Source organism: Moraxella sp. Pampa, from assembly GCF_035181385.1.
Lineage (GTDB): Bacteria > Pseudomonadota > Gammaproteobacteria > Pseudomonadales > Moraxellaceae > Moraxella.
In genome coordinates this window covers 78,841-98,731 of record NZ_JAXCJK010000003.1, presented here as the reverse complement: position 1 = coordinate 98,731, position 19,891 = coordinate 78,841, and the positions used below count along the sequence as shown (strand labels likewise).

Annotated in this window: 34 protein-coding genes and 1 pseudogene; 2 read left to right on the top strand and 33 right to left on the bottom strand. The window is 41.4% G+C overall.

From position 1 onward, the window contains the following. Nucleotides 1-210: 210 nt before the first annotated feature. On the bottom strand, nucleotides 211-393 hold the full coding sequence (rpmF, locus tag R0123_RS06595; protein WP_323841963.1) for a 50S ribosomal protein L32: 183 nt from the start codon (nucleotides 391-393) through the stop codon (nucleotides 211-213). Nucleotides 394-653: 260 nt separating this feature from the next. Next, nucleotides 654-1,238 (bottom strand): YceD family protein, encoded by a 585-nt coding sequence (locus R0123_RS06590; protein ID WP_323843500.1) that lies wholly within the window; start codon nucleotides 1,236-1,238, stop codon nucleotides 654-656. Nucleotides 1,239-1,387: 149 nt separating this feature from the next. Here R0123_RS06590 and R0123_RS06585 point away from each other — a divergent pair, with 149 nt between their 5' ends. Next, entirely contained in the window at nucleotides 1,388-2,122 is a 735-nt protein-coding gene (locus R0123_RS06585) for an elongation factor P hydroxylase (protein ID WP_323841961.1), read from the top strand. Nucleotides 2,123-2,125: 3 nt separating this feature from the next. Continuing rightward, nucleotides 2,126-2,680, top strand: coding sequence for a Sua5/YciO/YrdC/YwlC family protein (locus R0123_RS06580; RefSeq protein WP_323843499.1), 555 nt, complete (start codon nucleotides 2,126-2,128; stop codon nucleotides 2,678-2,680). Nucleotides 2,681-2,968: 288 nt separating this feature from the next. On the opposite strand, the gene rplQ is transcribed toward R0123_RS06580, so the two are convergent. The 31 genes and pseudogenes from rplQ to mreD all read right to left on the bottom strand — a co-directional run bounded on the left by rplQ (nucleotide 2,969) and on the right by mreD (nucleotide 19,889). Continuing rightward, nucleotides 2,969-3,328, bottom strand: a complete 360-nt coding sequence (gene rplQ, locus R0123_RS06575; RefSeq protein WP_323841959.1) for a 50S ribosomal protein L17 — start codon at nucleotides 3,326-3,328, stop codon at nucleotides 2,969-2,971. 17 nt (nucleotides 3,329-3,345) lie between these two features. Next, entirely contained in the window at nucleotides 3,346-4,350 is a 1,005-nt protein-coding gene (locus R0123_RS06570) for a DNA-directed RNA polymerase subunit alpha (RefSeq protein ID WP_323841958.1), read from the bottom strand. A 24-nt stretch (nucleotides 4,351-4,374) separates the two neighbouring features. Next, complete coding sequence (gene rpsD / locus R0123_RS06565) at nucleotides 4,375-5,016, bottom strand: 30S ribosomal protein S4 (protein WP_323841957.1); 642 nt, start codon at nucleotides 5,014-5,016, stop codon at nucleotides 4,375-4,377. Between the two features lie 12 nt (nucleotides 5,017-5,028). Next, complete coding sequence (gene rpsK / locus R0123_RS06560) at nucleotides 5,029-5,421, bottom strand: 30S ribosomal protein S11 (RefSeq protein WP_323841956.1); 393 nt, start codon at nucleotides 5,419-5,421, stop codon at nucleotides 5,029-5,031. A 20-nt stretch (nucleotides 5,422-5,441) separates the two neighbouring features. Beyond that, complete coding sequence (rpsM, locus tag R0123_RS06555; protein ID WP_323841955.1) at nucleotides 5,442-5,798, bottom strand: 30S ribosomal protein S13; 357 nt, start codon at nucleotides 5,796-5,798, stop codon at nucleotides 5,442-5,444. 129 nt (nucleotides 5,799-5,927) lie between these two features. After that, entirely contained in the window at nucleotides 5,928-6,044 is a 117-nt protein-coding gene (gene rpmJ / locus R0123_RS06550; protein WP_036364264.1) for a 50S ribosomal protein L36, read from the bottom strand. Between the two features lie 24 nt (nucleotides 6,045-6,068). Next, on the bottom strand, nucleotides 6,069-7,406 hold the full coding sequence (secY, locus tag R0123_RS06545) for a preprotein translocase subunit SecY (RefSeq protein ID WP_323843498.1): 1,338 nt from the start codon (nucleotides 7,404-7,406) through the stop codon (nucleotides 6,069-6,071). Nucleotides 7,407-7,410: 4 nt separating this feature from the next. Further along, on the bottom strand, nucleotides 7,411-7,851 hold the full coding sequence (rplO, locus tag R0123_RS06540) for a 50S ribosomal protein L15 (protein WP_323843497.1): 441 nt from the start codon (nucleotides 7,849-7,851) through the stop codon (nucleotides 7,411-7,413). Beyond that, nucleotides 7,851-8,030 (bottom strand): 50S ribosomal protein L30, encoded by a 180-nt coding sequence (gene rpmD / locus R0123_RS06535; RefSeq protein WP_046698575.1) that lies wholly within the window; start codon nucleotides 8,028-8,030, stop codon nucleotides 7,851-7,853. Before rpmD ends, rplO begins: the two co-directional genes overlap by 1 nt. Nucleotides 8,031-8,047: 17 nt before the next feature. After that, nucleotides 8,048-8,545: a 30S ribosomal protein S5 gene (rpsE, locus tag R0123_RS06530; RefSeq protein WP_323841952.1), complete on the bottom strand. Its 498-nt coding sequence runs from the start codon at nucleotides 8,543-8,545 to the stop codon at nucleotides 8,048-8,050. A gap of 2 nt (nucleotides 8,546-8,547) precedes the next feature. After that, complete coding sequence (rplR, locus tag R0123_RS06525; RefSeq protein WP_323841951.1) at nucleotides 8,548-8,898, bottom strand: 50S ribosomal protein L18; 351 nt, start codon at nucleotides 8,896-8,898, stop codon at nucleotides 8,548-8,550. Nucleotides 8,899-8,913: 15 nt separating this feature from the next. Next, complete coding sequence (gene rplF / locus R0123_RS06520) at nucleotides 8,914-9,447, bottom strand: 50S ribosomal protein L6 (RefSeq protein ID WP_323841950.1); 534 nt, start codon at nucleotides 9,445-9,447, stop codon at nucleotides 8,914-8,916. Between the two features lie 209 nt (nucleotides 9,448-9,656). Next, nucleotides 9,657-10,055, bottom strand: a complete 399-nt coding sequence (gene rpsH / locus R0123_RS06515; protein ID WP_323841949.1) for a 30S ribosomal protein S8 — start codon at nucleotides 10,053-10,055, stop codon at nucleotides 9,657-9,659. Between the two features lie 11 nt (nucleotides 10,056-10,066). Further along, entirely contained in the window at nucleotides 10,067-10,372 is a 306-nt protein-coding gene (gene rpsN / locus R0123_RS06510) for a 30S ribosomal protein S14 (RefSeq protein ID WP_323841948.1), read from the bottom strand. Between the two features lie 10 nt (nucleotides 10,373-10,382). After that, nucleotides 10,383-10,919 carry a 50S ribosomal protein L5 gene (gene rplE, locus R0123_RS06505; protein WP_323841947.1) on the bottom strand — a complete coding sequence of 179 codons (537 nt, stop codon included), beginning with the start codon at nucleotides 10,917-10,919 and terminating at the stop codon, nucleotides 10,383-10,385. A gap of 18 nt (nucleotides 10,920-10,937) precedes the next feature. Continuing rightward, nucleotides 10,938-11,255 carry a 50S ribosomal protein L24 gene (gene rplX / locus R0123_RS06500; RefSeq protein WP_323841946.1) on the bottom strand — a complete coding sequence of 106 codons (318 nt, stop codon included), beginning with the start codon at nucleotides 11,253-11,255 and terminating at the stop codon, nucleotides 10,938-10,940. A gap of 19 nt (nucleotides 11,256-11,274) precedes the next feature. Further along, entirely contained in the window at nucleotides 11,275-11,643 is a 369-nt protein-coding gene (rplN, locus tag R0123_RS06495) for a 50S ribosomal protein L14 (RefSeq protein ID WP_029102638.1), read from the bottom strand. A gap of 133 nt (nucleotides 11,644-11,776) precedes the next feature. After that, nucleotides 11,777-12,049: a 30S ribosomal protein S17 gene (gene rpsQ, locus R0123_RS06490; protein ID WP_323841945.1), complete on the bottom strand. Its 273-nt coding sequence runs from the start codon at nucleotides 12,047-12,049 to the stop codon at nucleotides 11,777-11,779. Continuing rightward, nucleotides 12,046-12,243 carry a 50S ribosomal protein L29 gene (rpmC, locus tag R0123_RS06485; protein ID WP_323841944.1) on the bottom strand — a complete coding sequence of 66 codons (198 nt, stop codon included), beginning with the start codon at nucleotides 12,241-12,243 and terminating at the stop codon, nucleotides 12,046-12,048. The genes rpsQ and rpmC overlap by 4 nt, the downstream gene beginning before the upstream one ends. After that, on the bottom strand, nucleotides 12,243-12,656 hold the full coding sequence (rplP, locus tag R0123_RS06480; RefSeq protein ID WP_029102635.1) for a 50S ribosomal protein L16: 414 nt from the start codon (nucleotides 12,654-12,656) through the stop codon (nucleotides 12,243-12,245). Before rplP ends, rpmC begins: the two co-directional genes overlap by 1 nt. Beyond that, nucleotides 12,554-13,385, bottom strand: a pseudogene (gene rpsC / locus R0123_RS06475) (30S ribosomal protein S3). The gene rplP and the pseudogene rpsC overlap by 103 nt, the downstream one beginning before the upstream one ends. A 2-nt stretch (nucleotides 13,386-13,387) precedes the next feature. Then, nucleotides 13,388-13,717 carry a 50S ribosomal protein L22 gene (gene rplV, locus R0123_RS06470; protein ID WP_036364312.1) on the bottom strand — a complete coding sequence of 110 codons (330 nt, stop codon included), beginning with the start codon at nucleotides 13,715-13,717 and terminating at the stop codon, nucleotides 13,388-13,390. A gap of 9 nt (nucleotides 13,718-13,726) precedes the next feature. Beyond that, entirely contained in the window at nucleotides 13,727-14,002 is a 276-nt protein-coding gene (gene rpsS, locus R0123_RS06465) for a 30S ribosomal protein S19 (protein ID WP_323841943.1), read from the bottom strand. 11 nt (nucleotides 14,003-14,013) lie between these two features. After that, entirely contained in the window at nucleotides 14,014-14,841 is an 828-nt protein-coding gene (rplB, locus tag R0123_RS06460) for a 50S ribosomal protein L2 (RefSeq protein ID WP_323841942.1), read from the bottom strand. Between the two features lie 11 nt (nucleotides 14,842-14,852). Further along, entirely contained in the window at nucleotides 14,853-15,182 is a 330-nt protein-coding gene (gene rplW, locus R0123_RS06455) for a 50S ribosomal protein L23 (RefSeq protein WP_323841941.1), read from the bottom strand. Further along, entirely contained in the window at nucleotides 15,179-15,781 is a 603-nt protein-coding gene (gene rplD, locus R0123_RS06450; protein ID WP_323841940.1) for a 50S ribosomal protein L4, read from the bottom strand. Before rplD ends, rplW begins: the two co-directional genes overlap by 4 nt. A 14-nt stretch (nucleotides 15,782-15,795) precedes the next feature. After that, a complete protein-coding gene (rplC, locus tag R0123_RS06445) occupies nucleotides 15,796-16,434 on the bottom strand; it encodes a 50S ribosomal protein L3 (RefSeq protein WP_323843496.1) in 639 nt (212 codons plus the stop codon). A 51-nt stretch (nucleotides 16,435-16,485) separates the two neighbouring features. Further along, the gene (gene rpsJ / locus R0123_RS06440; RefSeq protein ID WP_003656991.1) at nucleotides 16,486-16,797 is read right to left on the bottom strand and encodes a 30S ribosomal protein S10; all 312 of its coding nucleotides are present in this window, start codon (nucleotides 16,795-16,797) and stop codon (nucleotides 16,486-16,488) included. A 463-nt stretch (nucleotides 16,798-17,260) separates the two neighbouring features. Next, entirely contained in the window at nucleotides 17,261-18,748 is a 1,488-nt protein-coding gene (locus R0123_RS06435; protein WP_323843495.1) for an Rne/Rng family ribonuclease, read from the bottom strand. Beyond that, a complete protein-coding gene (locus R0123_RS06430; RefSeq protein WP_323843494.1) occupies nucleotides 18,729-19,319 on the bottom strand; it encodes a Maf family protein in 591 nt (196 codons plus the stop codon). Before R0123_RS06430 ends, R0123_RS06435 begins: the two co-directional genes overlap by 20 nt. An 84-nt stretch (nucleotides 19,320-19,403) precedes the next feature. Beyond that, nucleotides 19,404-19,889 carry a rod shape-determining protein MreD gene (mreD, locus tag R0123_RS06425; RefSeq protein ID WP_323841936.1) on the bottom strand — a complete coding sequence of 162 codons (486 nt, stop codon included), beginning with the start codon at nucleotides 19,887-19,889 and terminating at the stop codon, nucleotides 19,404-19,406. Between the last annotated feature and the right edge of the window lie 2 nt (nucleotides 19,890-19,891).

Here is a 19,891-nt window from a genome sequence, read left to right as displayed (position 1 = left end):
CTACCCATTTTATATTTTTTAAACCGTGCTTTGATTTGCGTAAAAACGCACTTTTTTATTTTAGCACAAAAGTAAATGCTTGTTTACTAATTTTGAAGGCTGCTGGCGTTTTCAACCCATATTTTTTTAACCTGTATAAGGCAAAAAAATAAAGCCAAGTGCATTTGAACAATACAGCTTGACTTATATTTATAAGATGGTAAATAGCAATTAGCTTTCTTGGCTTACCTTGAAAAGCTGGCGACCACGATAAAAACCATCTTTGGTTGCATGGTGGCGAATGTGTTTTTCACCAGTAGTAGAGTCAATACTCAACGCATTCACAGTGATGCGATCGTGTGAACGACGCATGTCACGGCGTGAACGGCTTTTGCGGTTTTGTTGAACTGCCATGATAGCTCCTAAAATTCGATACATTTAAGGCAATTTAATAACTAAATCACCAAAACTATACTTAAATCATATTTAACTTAAAACTGTTTGTACACCTAAGATAAAACCACAAAACGCAGCCCAAAGCACAGCACCTTTTACTTTGGCATCTTTGGCAAACACAATGAATGTCGTATTATACAGAAAAATTTCATAATTTTCAAAGTGAAATCGCAAAAAAATCACAAAAACTTTTTAAATTTTGCATTTTTTTGATCATTTTAGTTCAAATCACTCTTTAAAGACGCCAATACCAAAAAAGGATTTTCCCTGCTTTCATCATCATTGCCATTTTTTGTCATTTCAATTGGCATATCACAATCATCATGATGCAACGATAATGGCAATATCAACAAAAGCTCATCTTCAAGCAAATCCTTAATAGGCAACATTTTACCCGCATTCAATTCACTAACCAAGATGTATTCTGCATCTTGAAGTTGTTCAATCAGCGTCTCATCAAACAAAACAGCCAGACGATATTCCCCTGTTACATCAACCGCCATCGGCTCAAGACAACGCTGACACGATACCATCAGCTGCCCCATCACATCAAAACCAAGCCACAAAATCCCATTGGTTTTTTTGAGTGCAACCTGCACCTTAATTATTTGATCACCACTTTCAATCTCAACCTGTTCGGACAAACGCTCAAAACTCGACACAGGCACCTCACCCGACCACGCAAAACCAATATCCGCCCATTTATCCAACATGATATTTTTTGGCATTGCACTCACTGGCACAGCGTCATCTTTTGGCATATGCTTACCAACACATTCAGCATGGTTGTTTGTCCGATTCATTCAAACTTTCCTTTATCAATATCATAAATCGTGGTATTATTTCATAAATTTTGATAATTTTCACGAAAATTTTTTTGAATATCTTGATTTGCAATTTGTAGGAACAATAAAATCATCAATCTTGCAAATTATGACCAATAAGCACAACCATGAATGCCATCAATTTCTACGATTTATCACCCCACCCAACAAAAAACAACTCTTCTGTTCGTGATGAGATTTTTGAATACTGGCATATTTTATTTAATGATCAAGACATTAAAAACGATATTGCTCAGCTGACACAAAGTTTTGATGAACAAGATTGGCAAAATTATCAACTCACTTGGCAAAACATTGACCAAAATAATGATCAGGAAATGACTGATTGGCTGATGGCACTTTTTAATCAGCTATTCAATCAACCAGACACTCATATCATGCCAACCATACTTGTGCGTGGCGGTACTGAGCCTGAGTACTTTCCTGCCGATAGTGATGAGCCCGCTCGCATTGAATTTGCACATGGATTTTTTGCCAGTTGTCTACACGAAATCAGCCATTGGTGTATTGCTGGCAAACACAGACGAACATTAAATGATTTTGGTTATTGGTACGAATCGGACGGACGAGATGCGAATAAACAAGCGATTTTTGAACAAGTAGAAATCAAACCACAAGCCATAGAATGTTTACTCAACCAAGCGTGTGGGCGATTTTTTTATGTTTCTCAGGATAATTTAAATGCTGATTTTGATACCAGTAAAAGCACTTTTGATAGCGATGTATATCACCAAGCTATCAAATACTTAAGCAATCCACACACCTTACCAAAAGATGCACGCCGATTGATTTGGGTATTTTTATACATTTGCCAAAATTTTCAAATAAAACATCAAGGGTAAACCATGCAAACCATGTACTTACACCCAAAAAATCCACAACCAAGACTATTAAAACAAATCGCCAACGCTCTAGAAAACGGAGAGATCATTGCTTACCCAACACAAACAGGCTACGCATTATTAACACACATTCACGCCAAAAACAGTCTTGATCACATCACACGCATTAAGCAAATTGCCGCCAAAGACCACCACACACTATTATGTTCAGGCATCAGTGATGCTGCCAATTATGCTCAAATTAATAATGAACAATTTCGCCACATCAAAAACCAAATACCATCTACCACTTGCTTCGTTTTAAACAGTACCAAACAAACTCCCAAGTATTTGCTGACAAAAGATAAAATCATTGGCATACAAATTACCGATTATCCGCCAGTTACCGCCCTACTTGATGCAGTTAATGCACCATTGATAATTCACGAGCTCAACCAAGAATCCATTGCCGTCAATACACCCGATGAGATAGAAGAGATGTTGGAAAAGCAGATTGATATATTGGTAAATACCGAGACGATTGATGTTCAACAACCACAAATCATCAATCTGATTTAAATTTAGGATTTAAAGCAAGCAACTCACAACGGTTCAGCTTTCATCACGACAAAAGTTATCACAATTGGTTGGTTTATTTATATATGACAGATTTAACCTGATTGTTTTAAGCTTAAGTACAATAAGCCTTATATCAATAAATTATCGGTAGATTTTTTACATTTTATCAGAATAACGCAACTCCACCTTTTTACTTTGAGAAAAAAATCAAAATACATTTTCATCAGTATTAGCAAATAAAAAACCCCAGCAAAAAACTGGGATTTTTTATTTGAATGGCAATCTTAATTATGGGCGATCAACCAATTCAACATATGCCATCGGTGCATTATCGCCATCGCGATAACCGCACTTAATGATGCGCAGATAACCACCTGGGCGAGCCTTATAACGAGGACCTAACTCGTTGAATAATTTACCAACGATTTCCTTGTTACGAGTACGGCTAAATGCCAAACGGCGATTAGCAACACTATCTTCTTTTGATAAAGTGATTAGAGGCTCAGCTACACGACGCAGCTCTTTTGCCTTAACCAAAGTAGTCTTAATAAGCTCATGTTCAAACAGAGAGTTAGTCATGTTCTGGAACATTGCCTTACGATGGCTGCTGGTGCGACCCAGCTTAACGCCACTATTACGATGTCGCATGGTCAGTATCCTTTAAATTAACGGCTGCGATAAGAAAATCTATCATCAACACGCAGATCACTTGGTGGCCAAGTTTCTAGACGCATACCAAGCTCTAAACCTTTAGATGCAAGCACATCTTTGATTTCTGTCAATGATTTCTTACCAAGATTTGGTGTTTTTAGTAGTTCAGTTTCTGAACGCTGTACCAAATCGCCAATATAATAAATGTTTTCAGCTTTTAAGCAGTTTGCTGAGCGAACCGTTAGTTCTAAATCATCCACTGGGCGTAATAGCACAGGGTCAATTTCTTCTTTCTCTTTAACAGGCTCAACCACTTCCTCAGCTTCCAAATCAACAAATATTGCGATTTGATGTTGCAAAATGGTTGCTGCTTTTCGAATTGCTTCTTCAGGATCGATTGTACCATTAGTTTCAAGCTCAATAATCAACTTATCAAGATCGGTACGCTGCTCAACACGGGCATTCTCAACATCGTAAGCCACTCGCAAAATTGGGCTGAAACTTGCATCAAGCTTCAAGTGACCAATCGCCTTCGAGTTAGGGTCTTCACGACGCTGGTTAGCAGGTTCATAACCACGACCTGTAACCACACGCAAACGCATTTTGAGATGGCCTCGCTCACTTAGTGTACCAAGTACCAAATCAGGATTGGCAATCTCAACATTGTGCGGCAATTCAAGATCTGCAGCTGTTACAATACCCGCACCTTGTTTATCCAAAGTCAAATATGCTTCATTTTGATCATGTAGTATGATTGCCAAACCTTTTAGGTTTAAAAGCAAATCAAGTACATCTTCTTGCAAACCTTCAAGTGTTGAATACTCATGATCCACACCTTCAATTTCCGCTTCAATGACTGCAGCACCCGACAATGAAGAAAGTAGAATTCGACGAAGGGCGTTGCCTAGCGTATGCCCAAAGCCCCTTTCTAACGGCTCGAGCGTGACCTTAGCAGTTGTTTCATTAACCACATCCACATGAATGGCACTAGGTGTTAGAAACTCAGTTGCATTTGTCATAGTGTCACCTCGATTTAGTTCGGATTATTTAGAATATAGCTCAACAATCAAGCTTTCGTTGATTTCAGCAGGTAGCTCACTGCGTTCTGGTGCAGTTTTAAAAGTACCTTGAAGTTTACTGTGATCAACTTCTAGCCATTCTGGAATACCACGCTGCGTCGCAAGCTCAATGGCATTTTTGATACGAAGCTGCTCTTTTGATTTTTCATGAATAGCAATCACATCACCATCTTGCACCTGGATTGAAGGAATATTCACACGAATAAACTCATCACGACCAGCTTTTTTAAGCAAAATTGCACGATGGCTAACCAATTGACGAGCTTCTGCGCGCGTCGCACCAAATCCCATGCGATAAACCACATTATCAAGACGACGCTCTAACATACCAAGTAGGTTTTCACCAGTTGCACCACGCATACGGGCAGCTTCTTTGTAATAGTTAGAGAACTGACGCTCTAACACACCATACATGCGTTTAACTTTTTGTTTTTCACGAAGCTGTGATGCATATTCAGAAGTTTTATTCTGACTATTGCCATGCTGACCAGGAGCACGAGTTGCTTTTTTTGTTTTCACATCATAAGGTTTTACACCTGATTTTAGTTGCAGGTCAGTACCTTCACGACGTGACAATTTTAATTTTGGACCAATATAACGGGCCATGTGTCTTTCTCCTTAAACGCGGCGCTTCTTAGGTGGGCGGCAACCGTTGTGTGGAATTGGGGTGACATCGCTGATGCTATTAATTTTATAACCCAATGCACCTAATGCACGAACCGCAGACTCACGACCTGGTCCTGGACCTTTAACCAAAACATCAACATTTTTAACGCCATAAGATTCCTGAGCTGCTTTGCCAGCAACTTCAGCAGCAACCTGTGCGGCGAAAGGTGTTGATTTGCGTGAACCACGGAAGCCTTGTCCACCTGAGGTGGCCCAAGCCAATGCATTACCCTGACGATCGGTAATGGTTACAATGGTGTTATTAAAAGACGCATGAATATGGGCGATACCTTCAGATACCGAGCGACGAGCCACTTTTTTGCGACTACGAGTGTCTTTTGCCATCTTTTAGCTTCCTAAATTAGTTACTTTTTAATTGCTTTGCGTGGACCTTTACGGGTACGCGCGTTAGTTTTTGTGCGCTGACCATTAACAGGTAAACCACGACGATGGCGAAGACCACGGTAGCAACCTAGATCGGTTAGACGCTTAATATTCATTGAAATTTCGCGACGAAGGTCACCTTCGGTAGCGTAATTTGCAACTTCTGCACGGACAGCATCTAGCTGTGTATCATCCAACTGGCCAATTTTGGTAGTTTCGTTGATACCAACCGCAGCAAGAATTTGCTTAGCGGTAGTACGACCGATACCAAAAATGTAAGTTAGTGAAATCACTGCGTGTTTGTTGTCCGGAATGTTTACACCGGCAATACGAGCCATTGATTTCTCTCCATTGTCACAAATGCTTTTGCATTTGCTAAGTTTACTCTACTGTTGAATAACAACAGCATGGCAAGTAGCGGATAATACATTATCCGCTACTATTTTGCAAGTGTTAATTTGTAAAAATTAACCTTGGCGTTGTTTGTGGCGTGGTTCTGAACTACAGATAACCAAAACCTTGCCTTTACGGCGAACAATTTTACAACTACCACAAATCTTTTTAACTGATGCTTGAACTTTCATGTCATGCTCCTACAAATACGCCTATCAGTTTGGCGATTTAATTAAAGTTTGGTCATAATACTGATGACTCATCAAATGTGCTTGAATCTGTGCGATAAAGTCCATCAAAACAACCACCATAATCAACAATGAAGTACCACCCAATGGAATGGCTTTGCCAAAAGATGATTGCACGACCATTGGCATCAAACATATGATTGCCATATACATCGCACCAATAAAGGTTAGGCGATTTAAAACAAAGTCTAAATAGCGTTTTGTTTGTTGTCCAGGCCGAATACCAGGTATATATGCTCCACTACGCTTTAGGTTTTCTGCTACTTCTTTAGGATTAAACATTAATGCCGTATAAAAATAGCAAAAAAAGATAACCATTGCACCAAATACCAACAGGTATAATGGCTCACCTGGGTGCAAGACCAAAGAAATATTCTGGATAATGCTCTGGAAAAGCGTTGGGTTTTCGGTAGCTGTCGTAAAATGCCCTAAGCTGGCAGGCAACATCAGCAATGAACTGGCAAAGATAGCAGGAATCACTCCAGCCATATTGATTTTTAATGGCAAATGTGATTGCTGTTGTGCATATACCTTACGACCTTCATATTGTTTTTGTGCATAATTCACAGGAACTCGACGCTGCGCTCTTTCAATAAAAACAATTGCTGCCGTTACCGCAATACCCAAAACAACAAATACCAACATGGTCAAAAGCTCTTTGCTACTACTACCACTAACAAGTATATCTGCAATCATTGTTGGTGCACTCGCCACAATACTAGCAAGAATCAACATTGAAATGCCATTACCTATGCCACGCTCGGTAATTTGTTCACCAAGCCACATCAAGAACATCGAACCTGCTACCAGTGAAGTAACCGCCGGAATGTAAAAACTCAAACCTGTTGATAAAGTTAAGTTTTGAGAAATTAGACCCGCGGACATACCTACCGCTTGCACAAAAGATAACGCCAGTGTACCTTGACGAGTGTACTTATTCAGTGTTCTACGCCCTGATTCACCTTCTTTTTTTAATGCTTCCAAAGAAGGAACAACCACAGACATCATTTGTACCACAATTGATGCAGAGATATAAGGCATGATACCAAGTGCCATGATTGACATTCGCTCTAATGAGCCGCCAGAAAACATATTAAACATACCTAAAAAGGTATTTTCCCCAGCTTTAAAAAACTCAGCCAAACGAATTGGATCCATGCCTGGTACAGGTATGTGCGAACCCAGACGGTAAACAATCAACGCACCAATTAAAAACAACATACGATTCCACAACTCATCATATTTACGAATAAATACAAATGGATTTAGTGGAATGCTAGACTTGGACGCTGATTGCTTTGACACGATATTACTCCTCGACACTACCGCCAGCAGCTTCAATAGCTATTTTTGCACCTTTGGTAACTTTAACGCCTTTAAAACTCAAAGCACGATTAATTTCACCAGATAAAATAATACGAGCACGCTTCATGTCGCCACGGATGATATTGGCCAATTTCAATGTTTCAATACTAACCACATCGCCTTCAATCTTATTGAGTTCAGAAAGGCGAACCTCAGCAGTCGTCAAGGCCATTTGGCTGGTAAAACCAAATTTTGGCAAACGGCGATAGATAGGCATTTGACCACCTTCAAAACCCGCTGGAATACTTGAACCAGAACGAGAGGTTTGACCCTTAACACCACGACCACCAGTCTTACCAAGACCAGAACCGATACCACGACCACGGCGTTGAGCAGTCTTTTTTGACCCCAATGCAGGTGCCAGCTCATTTAAACGAAGACCCATTACGCTTCCTCCACTTTAACCATGTAATTTACACGATTTACCATACCTCGAACCGAAGGGGTATCTTCAACTTCAACAGTATGACCAATGCGACGCAGCCCCAAACCTTTTAGGCAAGCTTTGTGGCTTGCTAAGCGATGGCTACTCGATTTTATTTGAGTAACTTTAATTGTTTTCATCGTAACTTACCTACTTCTTAACCCAAAATTTCTTCAACAGATTTGCCACGCTTAGCAGCAACTTGTTCTGGTGAAACCATATCACGAAGACCTTTGAAAGTAGCTTGTACCACATTGGCTGCATTGGTTGAACCATAGCATTTCGCCAATACATTCTGTACACCAGCAACTTCAAGAACAGCACGCATTGCACCGCCAGCAATAACACCAGTACCTTCTGATGCAGGTTGCATATAAACCTTTGATGCACCATGACGAGCATTAATTGGGTGTTGTAAAGTTGTGCCCGCAAGCTCAACAGTAATCATATTACGCTTAGCAGCTTCAAGAGCCTTTTGAATGGCAGCAGGTACTTCACGAGCCTTACCACGACCAAAGCCAACACGACCATTACCATCGCCAACTACTGTCAAAGCAGTGAAAGAAAAGATACGACCACCTTTAACAACTTTTGCTACACGGTCAACGGCAACTAATTTTTCTACCAAACCGTCAGTTTGTTCAATTTTTGCCATGATTAGAACTCCAATCCATTTTCACGAGCAGCGTCAGCCAAGGCTTTAACACGGCCATGATATTTAAAACCACTGCGATCAAAAGCAACTTTAGTAACACCAGCTGCTTTTGCACGCTCTGCAATTAATGCACCAACCGCTTTTGCCGCTTCAACATTGCCTGTCGCACCAGAACGAAGGGTTGAATCAAGCGTCGAAGCTTGAGCAACAACAACACCGCCAGTTGGTGAAATAATTTGCGCATAGATATGGCGTGGAGTGCGAGTTACAGTTAGGCGGTTTACACCTAAGTGACGAATATGTGCACGGGTTTTTTTAGCTCGACGAAGACGAGCTGATTTTTTATCGAACATTTTTGCTCACCTTACTTATTTTTTCTTAGCTTCTTTACGAAGAACCACTTCATCGCTATAACGAACACCCTTGCCTTTATAAGGCTCTGGCGGACGGAAACTACGAATTTTAGCCGCTGCTTGACCCAATTTCTGTTTATCGCTTGATTTTAGAACGATTTCAGTTTGGCTTGGGCTTTCAGCAGTCACACCTTCAGGTAGCGTGTATTCAATTGGATGAGAGAAGCCTAAGTTAAGGTTTACTTTATTACCTGCAACCTGAGCACGATAACCAACACCAATCAATTGCAAGCGACGCTCAAAGCCATTGCTTACGCCTTGAACCATATTATTTAATAATGCACGCACTGTACCAGTGTGCATCCACGCTTCTTTGGTGTCAGCGACAGGAGAAAGCGTAACAACGCCATCTTCTTGTTTTAGCTCGACCAAATCATGCAGGCGCAAAGACAAAGAACCATTCTTGCCCTTGACTTCAACCTGCTGACCGTTCAAAGTAACGCTAGTACCAGCTGGCAGCGTTACAGGGGCTTTAGCCACACGAGACATAGGATTTTTCCTTTAATGATAACAAAAACCATCGAGACGACGGCAACGAAATAACAGATTTTTTAAAAAACTTTAAAGAATGAGCAGTCTTTAACAATTCCCAAACTTAAAATAAGTTGTTTAAAAAAGCACTCTATTATAACAGATAAAATCCTTGGCGTAAACCAAGGATTTTATCTTTTTTAATGTAATTTTATCAGTGCTAATTATTAAGCAACCAATGCAATTACCTCTCCACCAATACCTGCAGCACGCGCTGCACGATCACTCATGATACCTTTACTGGTAGAAATGATAGCAATACCCAAGCCTTTTTGGACACTTGGCAGCTCATCTTTACCACGGTATTGACGAAGACCAGGGCGGCTGTATCGTTTTAAAGTGTCGATAACACCCTTACCTTGGTAGTATTTTAGTTCAATAGTTAGAACTTTTTTGCCATTTTCAATGTCATTCACTTCTGCATTTGCCAAATAACCTTCGGCAACCAGTAGATCAGCGATAGATTTACGCAGCTTGGAAGCAGGCATTGTTACAGATGGCTTGTTTCTTGATTGTGCGTTGCGGATGCGGGTTAGCATATCAGCAACAGGATCTTGCATACTCATTGCGATACTCCTTACCAGCTTGCTTTACGAACGCCAGGTACATCACCTTGCATTACACGCTCACGCAATTTATTGCGTGATAAACCAAATTTACGAAAATAACCATGCGGACGACCAGTTAGACCACAGCGGTTGCGTAGGCGCACTGGAGAAGAATTGCGTGGCAATGATTGCAGAGCTAGCATTGCATCTAAACGCTCTTCATCACTCGCATTAATGTCGCTGATTACTGCTTTTAATTTAGCACGCTTTTCGGCGTACTTAGCAACTGCTTTTTCGCGTTTTAATTCGCGATTAATCATGCTTTTTTTAGCCATAACGTTTACCTTATCTAAATGGGAAGCCGAATGCTTTTAACAATGCACGACCTTGCTCATCGTTAGTAGCAGTTGTGGTAATGGTAATATCCAAACCACGGATACGGTCGATTTTATCAAAGTCAACTTCTGGGAAAACGATTTGCTCTTTGATGCCCAATGAGTAGTTACCACGACCATCAAATGCTTTTGCTGAAAAACCACGGAAGTCACGGATACGCGGAATTGCAATGGCAATCAAACGATCAAGGAATTCGTACATTTGTTCTCCGCGAAGAGTAACTTTGCAACCAATTGGCCATTCCTCACGAATTTTAAAGCCAGCAACTGATTTTCGTGCTTTAGTCACAACTGGCTTTTGACCTGCGATTACAGTCATATCAGCCAGTGCACCTTCTAATAATTTTTTATCTTGTGCTGCACCACCAACACCCATATTCAGAGTGATTTTAGTGATTTTTGGCACCTGCATTACATTTTCCAAACCAAGCTCATCTTTGATTTTTTGCTTTAGCTGGTCATTGTATAAAGATTTTAATCTTGCCATTACTATACCCTTAGTCTCTTATGCAGTCGCCACTACTTCACCATTTGAACGATAGATGCGTTCTTTTTTGCCATCTTCGTTCAGTTGGTAAGCAATACGATCTGCCTTTTGGGTTGCTGCGTTGAATATCGCAACATTTGAAATATGTAAAAATGCTTCTTGCTTAACGATGCCACCTTCTTTGCCTAACGCTTGGTTAGGTTTTTGGTGTTTGGTCACAATGTTAATGCCTTCAACTTTTACACGGTCTGCTTTAACCGCCAAAATTGTGCCTTGCTTGCCTTTATCTTTGCCAGCAATCACAACCACGGTATCGCCTTTGCGTAACTTTGCCATAGGATGCCTCTAAAAAAGGTTACAGTACTTCTGGTGCTAGTGAAACAATTTTCATGAATTGCTCACCACGTAGTTCACGGGTAACAGGTCCAAAAATACGAGTTGCAATTGGAGCTTTGTTATTGTTTAAAATAACTGCCGCATTGTCATCAAAACGTAGTACAGAACCATCTGGACGACGCACGCCTTTTTTGGTGCGTACAACAACCGCATTCATCACGTCGCCTTTTTTAACACGACCACGAGGAATGGCTTCTTTAACCGTTACCTTGATAATATCACCAACTGATGCGTAACGACGATGCGAACCACCTAGTACCTTAATGCACTGTACACGGCGAGCACCACTGTTATCTGCAACTTCCAGCATTGTTTCAGTCTGAATCATCGCATTACTCCATAATAAATAAAGCAATAAAAGCCATTCGTTGTTAAATATATGCAGTATTTGCATATATTTAACAGATGAACACCTAAAAAGATGTACATTATACTAGCAAATGACTTCTAATGCAAATAACTTAAATTTTTACCGCTGTTTCAATCACATCTACCAAAGTCCAAGTCTTAGTCTTGGAGATAGGTCGAGTTTCTTTGATACGAACGATATCGCCTTCTTGACAAACATTGTTCTCGTCGTGAGCTTTTAGCTTGGTAGAACGGCGAACTTGTTTACCATACATTGGGTGGCGAATTTGGCGTTCAACTAGGACAGTGATAGACTTGTCCATTTTGTTGCTGACAACTTTACCAGTTACAACGCCAACTTCTTGAGTTTGGGTGTTCTCGCTCATGCGTCGCCTCTTTGTTTTTCGTTAATCAAAGTTAAAATTTTTGCAATCGTACGACGATTTGCTTTAACTTCGCAGGTATTGCCTAGCTGACCCGTAGCTTTTGCCATACGCAGACGGAATGCATCAAGCTGCTTTTCGTCAAGCAATTGAGCCAACTCTTCTACTGATTTTTCGCGCAATTCGTTGGTTTTCATTACATAACCGTCCGTTTAACAATAGTCGTTTTGAAAGGTAGCTTCGCCGATGCCAAAGTTAGGGCTTCACGAGCTAATTCTTCGCTAACACCTTGAATTTCATAAAGCATTTTGCCTGGCTTAATTTCAGCTACCCAGTACTCTACAGGACCTTTACCTTTACCCATACGAACTTCTAAAGGTTTTTCGGTGATTGGTTTATCTGGGAATACACGAATCCAAATTTTACCGCCACGCTTAATGCGACGAGTGATGGTACGACGAGCCGCTTCAATTTGACGAGCAGTCATACGACCACGACCGATAGATTTTAGACCAATTTCGCCAAATGCAACGGTGTTGCCACGCTGGGCAAGACCAGTATTACGGCCTTTGTGCATTTTGCGGAATTTGGTACGTTTTGGTTGCAACATAGCTTACCCCTTGTCTGAATTACGACGGTTGTTGGTACGGCCACGACGCTTAGGCGCACGAGCTTTCTCTTCAACCACTGGGTTATAAACACTGTTCATGCCGTCTAGGACTTCACCACGGAAAATCCAAACCTTGACACCGATAGTACCATAAGTGGTCTCTGCACGAACTTCTGCATAATCAATATCAGCACGAAGAGTATGTAGAGGTACACGACCTTCACGATACCATTCAGTACGAGCAATCTCTGCACCACCTAGACGACCAGATAACTCAACTTTAATACCCTGAGCACCTGAACGCATACTATTTTGTACAGCACGCTTCATCGCACGACGGAACATAACACGGCGTTCCAACTGACTGGCAATACCAACAGCTACCAGACGAGCATCTAAGTCAGGCTGAGTAATCTCCTGAATGTTCACTTGTGCTGGAACACCCATGATCTTGGTAAGTTCTTTTTGAAGAGCTTCAATATCAGCACCTTGCTTACCAATAATGACACCAGGACGAGCCGAATGGATGGTAATTTTAGCTGCACCAGTAGGACGCTCAATGCTGATGTTACTCACCATTGCTTCTTTTAACTTATTGCGTAAAAAATCACGCACTTTAAAGTCATTTAATAGATATTCTGAATATTGCTTTGGGCTTGCATACCAGTTTGCATTGTGCTTTTTGATAACGCCTAAGCGAATACCAATTGGATGAACTTTTTGACCCATGATTATGCTCCTACTTTAACAGTGATGTGACAGGTACGCTTGCTGATACGGTCAGCACGACCCTTAGCACGGGGCATAATACGCTTCAAAGTAATACCTTCATCAACATAGATGGTAGAAACACGCAAAGTATCGATGTCTAGACCATTATTATGTTCAGCGTTAGCAATTGCTGATTGTAGGCATTTCTTAACTAACTTAGCACCTTTTTTATTGCTAAAAGTCAAGATGTCCAAAGCGCGCTCAATTGGCTTACCACGAACTTCGTCCGCAACCAATCTTACTTTTTGTGCCGAAATTGCGGCACCACGTAATTTTGCAGTTACTTCCATGGCAGCACCTTATCTCTTAGATTTTTTATCAACGCCATGACCACGATATGAACGGGTCGGAGCGAATTCACCAAGTTTATGACCAACCATTTGCTCACTTACAATAACTGGCACATGAGTGCGGCCATTGTGAACTGAGATAGTTAGACCTACCATTTGTGGTAGAATCATCGAGCGACGAGACCAAGTCTTAATTGGTTTACGATTGTTTGTTTCAAGAGCGTTCTCAACCTTGGCAAACAAGTGCGCATCGATAAATGGACCTTTTTTCAATGAACGAGGCATTAAATTATTCCTTATTTCTTGGCACGACGGCGACGGATAATCATATTGTCAGTACGCTTATTAGAACGGGTTTTAAGACCCTTAGCTTTCTGACCCCAAGGACTGGTTGGGTGTTTACCAAAGTTGCGTCCTTCACCACCACCGTGTGGGTGATCAATCGGGTTCATCGCAGTACCACGAACAGTAGGACGAACACCACGCCAACGCGCTGCACCTGCTTTACCAAGCGATTTAAGGTTATTTTCAGTATTAGAAACTTCACCAATAACCGCACGGCAATTTGCATGAATACGGCGAGTTTCGCCAGAGCGCAAACGAACGATCACATAAGCACCATCTCTACCTAATAATTGAACTGCCGCACCAGCAGAGCGAGCAATTTGAGCACCCTTACCGATTTTTAGTTCAATATTATGAATAACAGTACCCACTGGGATATTTTTAAGTGGCAAACAGTTGCCTGGACGGATTGGAGAACCCTCACCAGACTGAACCTGATCGCCTACAGCCAATTTTTTAGGTGCAATGATGTAACGACGCTCACCATCTGCATATTTAAGCAGTGCAATATGTGCGGTACGGTTAGGATCGTACTCAATGCGTTCAACAGTTGCAACGATACCGTCTTTATTTCTCTTAAAGTCAATCAGACGATAGTGCTGCTTATGACCACCGCCAATATGACGAGTGGTGATACGGCCGTTGTTGTTACGGCCACCAGTTTTTGCTTTTGATTCAACAAGCGGTGCATAGGGACGACCTTTATAAAGGTGTGGATGCACTACTTTTTCAACAAAGCGGCGACCTGGTGATGTAGGTTTTGCTTTTACGATAGGCATGATATTAATCCTTATTCGTTAGCCGCTGTTTCACTAGTGACTTTTTCACCAGCACCGATTTGTACGTCTGAACCTGCTTTTAAGGTAACATACGCTTTTTTGACATCAGAACGTTTGCCAACGACACGACCAAAACGCTTGGTTTTGCCTTTGGTGTTCAAAGTATTTACTTTAACAACTTCAACACCTTCAAACATTAGTTCAACAGCTTGTTTGATGTCACGCTTGGTAGCATTGCTGTTAACTTTGAAAACTTGAACACCAAGACTATCGCCCAGACGCTGAGATTTTTCAGAGAATACTGGGGCCTTTAACACTTGATATAATCTTGCATTACTCATGCTAGTGTCTCCTCAAATTGTTTGGCAGCTTCAACTGTCATGATAACTTTGTCAAAAGAAACCAAGCTTACTGGATCAACTTCACGAGTACCCAAAACATTAACATGTGGAATGTTGCGAGCAGCTAAATACAAGTTCTCATCAACTTCGTGAGTAACAATCAACGCACGAGGTGCATTTAGTTCTGCCAATTTAGCAATCAAACCTTTGGTTTTTGGTGTATCAACAGTGATGTCATCGACCAATACCAAACGCTCTTGGCGTACTAATTCGGCTAAAATGCACTGCATCGCACCACGATACATTTTGCGGTTTACTTTTTGAGACCAGTCTTGTGGTTTTGCTGCAAATGCACGACCACCACCAACCCAAATTGGGCTACGGATAGAACCAGCACGAGCACGACCAGTACCCTTTTGACGCCACGGCTTTTTACCGCCGCCTGATACTTCGCCACGAGTTTTTTGTGCACGAGTACCTTGACGAGCGCCAGCTAGGTAAGCAGTTACTACTTGGTGTACCAAGGCTTCATTGAACTCACGACCAAAAGTAGTCTCTGATAGTTCAACCGCCGCACCTGTAACAGTTTTTAAATTCACATTAATCCCCTTTACTAGGCTTTAACTGACGGACGTACGATAACATCGCCACCATTAGCACCTGGAAGTGCACCCTTGATGACTAGTACACCTTTTTCAGCATCGATAGACATGATTTCAAGGCCTTGAACGGTAACACGCTTGTTACCCATTTGACCAGGCATCTTTTTGCCCTTAAATACTTTACCTGGTGTCTGGTTTTGACCAGTAGAACCAAGTACACGATGCGATACAGAGTTACCGTGAGTTGCGTCTTGAGTACGGAAGTTATGGCGTTTAACACCACCTTGAAAGCCTTTACCCTTAGATTGACCAGTAACATCAACTAACTGACCAACTTCAAATAAATCTAACAAAATGTCTGCGCCAACTTCACGACCTTCTAATTCGCTTTCGTCTGCACGGAATTCCCAAACACCACGACCAGCAGCAACGCCAGCTTTTGCGAAGTGTCCTTTTTGAGCAGCATTGACACGACTATCGCGACGCTCACCTGTGGTGATTTGAATTGCGTTATAGCCATCGGTGTCTACTGTTTTGATTTGCGAAATGCGGTTTGCGTCAACCTCAACTACTGTTACAGGGATAGATGCACCTGCTTCAGTAAAGATTCGGGTCATACCACGCTTAATACCGACTAAACCAATCGCCATTTTAGACCTCTTACTTTAATAATAGTTTAATATTAAACCAGTACCGTTCAATTAGCCTAAGGCGATTTGAACATCAACACCAGCCGCCAAATCTAGTTTCATCAGTGCGTCTACTGTTTTATCAGTAGGCTGAACGATGTCAATCATGCGTTTGTGAGTGCGAATTTCATACTGGTCACGAGCGTCTTTGTTGACGTGTGGTGATGTCAATACGTTGAACCGCTCAATACGAGTCGGCAAGGGAACAGGACCACAAACTTGTGCGCCTGTACGCTTTGCAGTATCGACAATCTCTTGTGCCGACTGGTCAATCAGACGATGGTCGAAAGATTTTAGTCGGATACGGATTCTCTGGTTAGCCATGCCAACAAGCTCCTAAATTAAGTGCTTTATAAAACTTCCGTCATCATAAAGATGATTTCAGCCATACCGTTTCATAAATCTTTTGCCAAGAGCATTGCTTTTGGCAAAAAAAATCCAATCCCTGCCCGTCATGCAAAAATATTCTGACAGCAGGGGTGTTGTTATAGTGCCAAAAACGATGCTTTGGCTGTGGCGTTGTCTTTTTTAAGTTCTCTATCACATTTGTAGAGAATAATTTTTATCAAATTCATTCTTTTCAATCACGACAGAGCGGATTAAAAAGCACAACGCTAAAATATAATGAACTCGTATTATACACTAATTTTGGATAAATACAAGAGTTTTTTGTGAAAGCTACATGTTATTACAGATGATTTGACAGACAATTTGATTGTTGTGAGCACCAACTTTTTATCATTTTGACACAACATATCAAAAACAAATATGCAAATCAGCTAGGCAATTAACAATAAACGATGTCGTGCTGTGTCAAATGATAGTCTGAATCTGCACGCAAATAGATGGTTTTGCCCATCAGTCGCTCAAGGTCGTGCACGGTCTGCTGTTCTTTGGTTTGCAAATACTCAACGACTAAAGGATTTGCCACAACACCAAACTCTGAATGTGTACCAATTTTGGCTAATAACTTGCGAATAATCTCAAAAGCCACCGTGTCAACACGCTTGATATATCCACTACCATCACAGACTTGGCAGGGCTCACATAACTGTTGCAACAAGCTGTCATGCGTACGATGGCGAGTCAGTGTTACCAGCCCAAGCTCATTCATGCCTGCTACATATACCTTAGCACGGTCAGTTTTGATGGCAGATTTTAACGCAGTAAGTACAGCATCTTGATGTTTTTTATCTTTCATATCAATAAAATCAATGACGATCATACCGCCCAAATTGCGTAAGCGAATCTGTCTAGCAATCTCATTCACCGCTTCTATATTGGTCTGATAAATTGATATTTGTTCGCAATGCTTACCAGTAAATGCACCTGTATTCACATCAATGGTTGCTAAGGCTTCTGTCTTATCAAATACAAGATACGCTCCTGATGGTAATTTTATCTGTCTTTTTAGTGCCTCTTGCAACTGAAACTCTATGCCATGAGCCTCAAAAAGCGGTGTTCTAGCTTGATAAAAATCTACCTTAATCGATGCGGTGTCATTGAGCATATTTTGGGTATATGCCAATACTGATTCGTAAAGCTTACCGTCATCGGTTACAATCCATTCTGTACGCTTACTCACCCATTCTCTTAAATTGCGTAACGCCAAAGGTAATTCTGCCTCTATGAGCATATGCTCAGCCCTGCTGAGTTTTGCTTGGCTGGATTTTTGGGTTATCTGTTGCCACCGACTCTTTAATTGAACTGTCTGCATTTGAAGAACCGCCAAATCAACAGCCTCGGCATTGGTACGGACAATGACACTGCCTGTCAAATCGTTATTTTCAACAAAGGCTTGCAGGGCATGACGCAGACGCTTTTTTTCATCTTGTGCCAACCGAGATGATACTTGTACTTGTTGTTCGTCATAAGGACGATACACAAGGTGCATTGAAGACAAGGCGATACCCGTTGTCAACCTAGCACCCTTAGTATGCGTTTCATCTTTGGTAACTTGTACAAGCAGACGCTCACCTTGATGAATGCATTGTGTGATTTTAGGCTGGTCGGTCTTGGCGTGCTTGACATGATGGATATCATCAATGTGCAAAAATCCCATTTGCGATTGACCAATATCCACAAAAGCCACCTGCATCTGCGATATAATACGAACCACTTTACCAAGATAGATGTTGCCCACCAGTCCTGCATCATCAGCTTGCTCACAAAAAATTTCTCGCACCACACCGTCTGCAACAAGTGCGGTGCGAACTTGTCCAAAAGTACGACTGATTAAAATCCCCTCTGCCATTTTAATTAACCAACCGACCACAAATACGCTCAATCAATTCTAGAGTCTGAGCAACTGGCAAACCTACCACATTAGTATAACTGCCATTCATTGTGCGTACCCATGCCATGGCACCACCTTGTATGGCATACGCTCCTGCTTTATCAATTGGTTCACCTGTATCCCAGTAGCGTTGCTTCATTTCATCGGTCAGCTCAACAAAACTTATTTGTGTGCGACAAACAATCCACTCTTGGCAAATAATTTCACCAGCATCCACCACACTGGCACACACGGCTGTCCAAACCTCATGCGTGCTGTCAGACAATTTATCCCACATGGCAAAAGCATCGCCACGATCTTTGGGCTTGGTCAGCACTTGTCCATCATCAAGCACGCCTATTGTATCAGCGGTAATGACTAAAGCCTTGTCATTTATCTCTTGGCACGCCTTTTTGGCCTTCGTTTTTACCATGCGTACAATATACGCTTGTGCACATTCGTTGTCTTGCCAAGTTTCATCAATGTTGGCCGCCATTGTTGTAAAATTCAGACCCACCCCATTTAAGAGCTGCTGCCTGCGTGGTGATGTTGATACCAAAATAATTCGCATGAATGTTTACCGATTTAATGGTTGAATTGATTGGTTGTTTAAGTTTTACTTAATCATATGGTCATAAGAATTTTATGCAATGACCTACCAAGCACGCTCTTTGAGTTGTCCATTAATCCAATACAAAGGATACCAAAATAATGGAAACACCAAAATACTCATCAAAAGCGAACCAAGCTGTGCCCAAACAAAACCATGCCCAAAGGACTCCAAAATCCCCAGTAAGAGTCGATAAGTAATCAGGGCAATGCTTGCACACAACCACGCATTTTTTAAGGTCAACTCTTTGATATAAATCAATAGCACTCGCAAGCCAAAGCTCATCAATACCGCACAAAACGCTTGATGACCCAAATGCGTATCTAATAACAAATCAGACACAAGCCCAATTAAAAACACAACCCAAACACGCATGATGGTCGGCCGATACATTAACCAAAATACCAGCACAAGCACCAAAAACATCGGACGAAAATTGGCAAGCATGAAAGAAAGTGGGTAGACATTCATCGCTGATGCCACAACAAAACTTGAAACGATGCCAAGTAGCAAAAACAACATTGAATTCATGC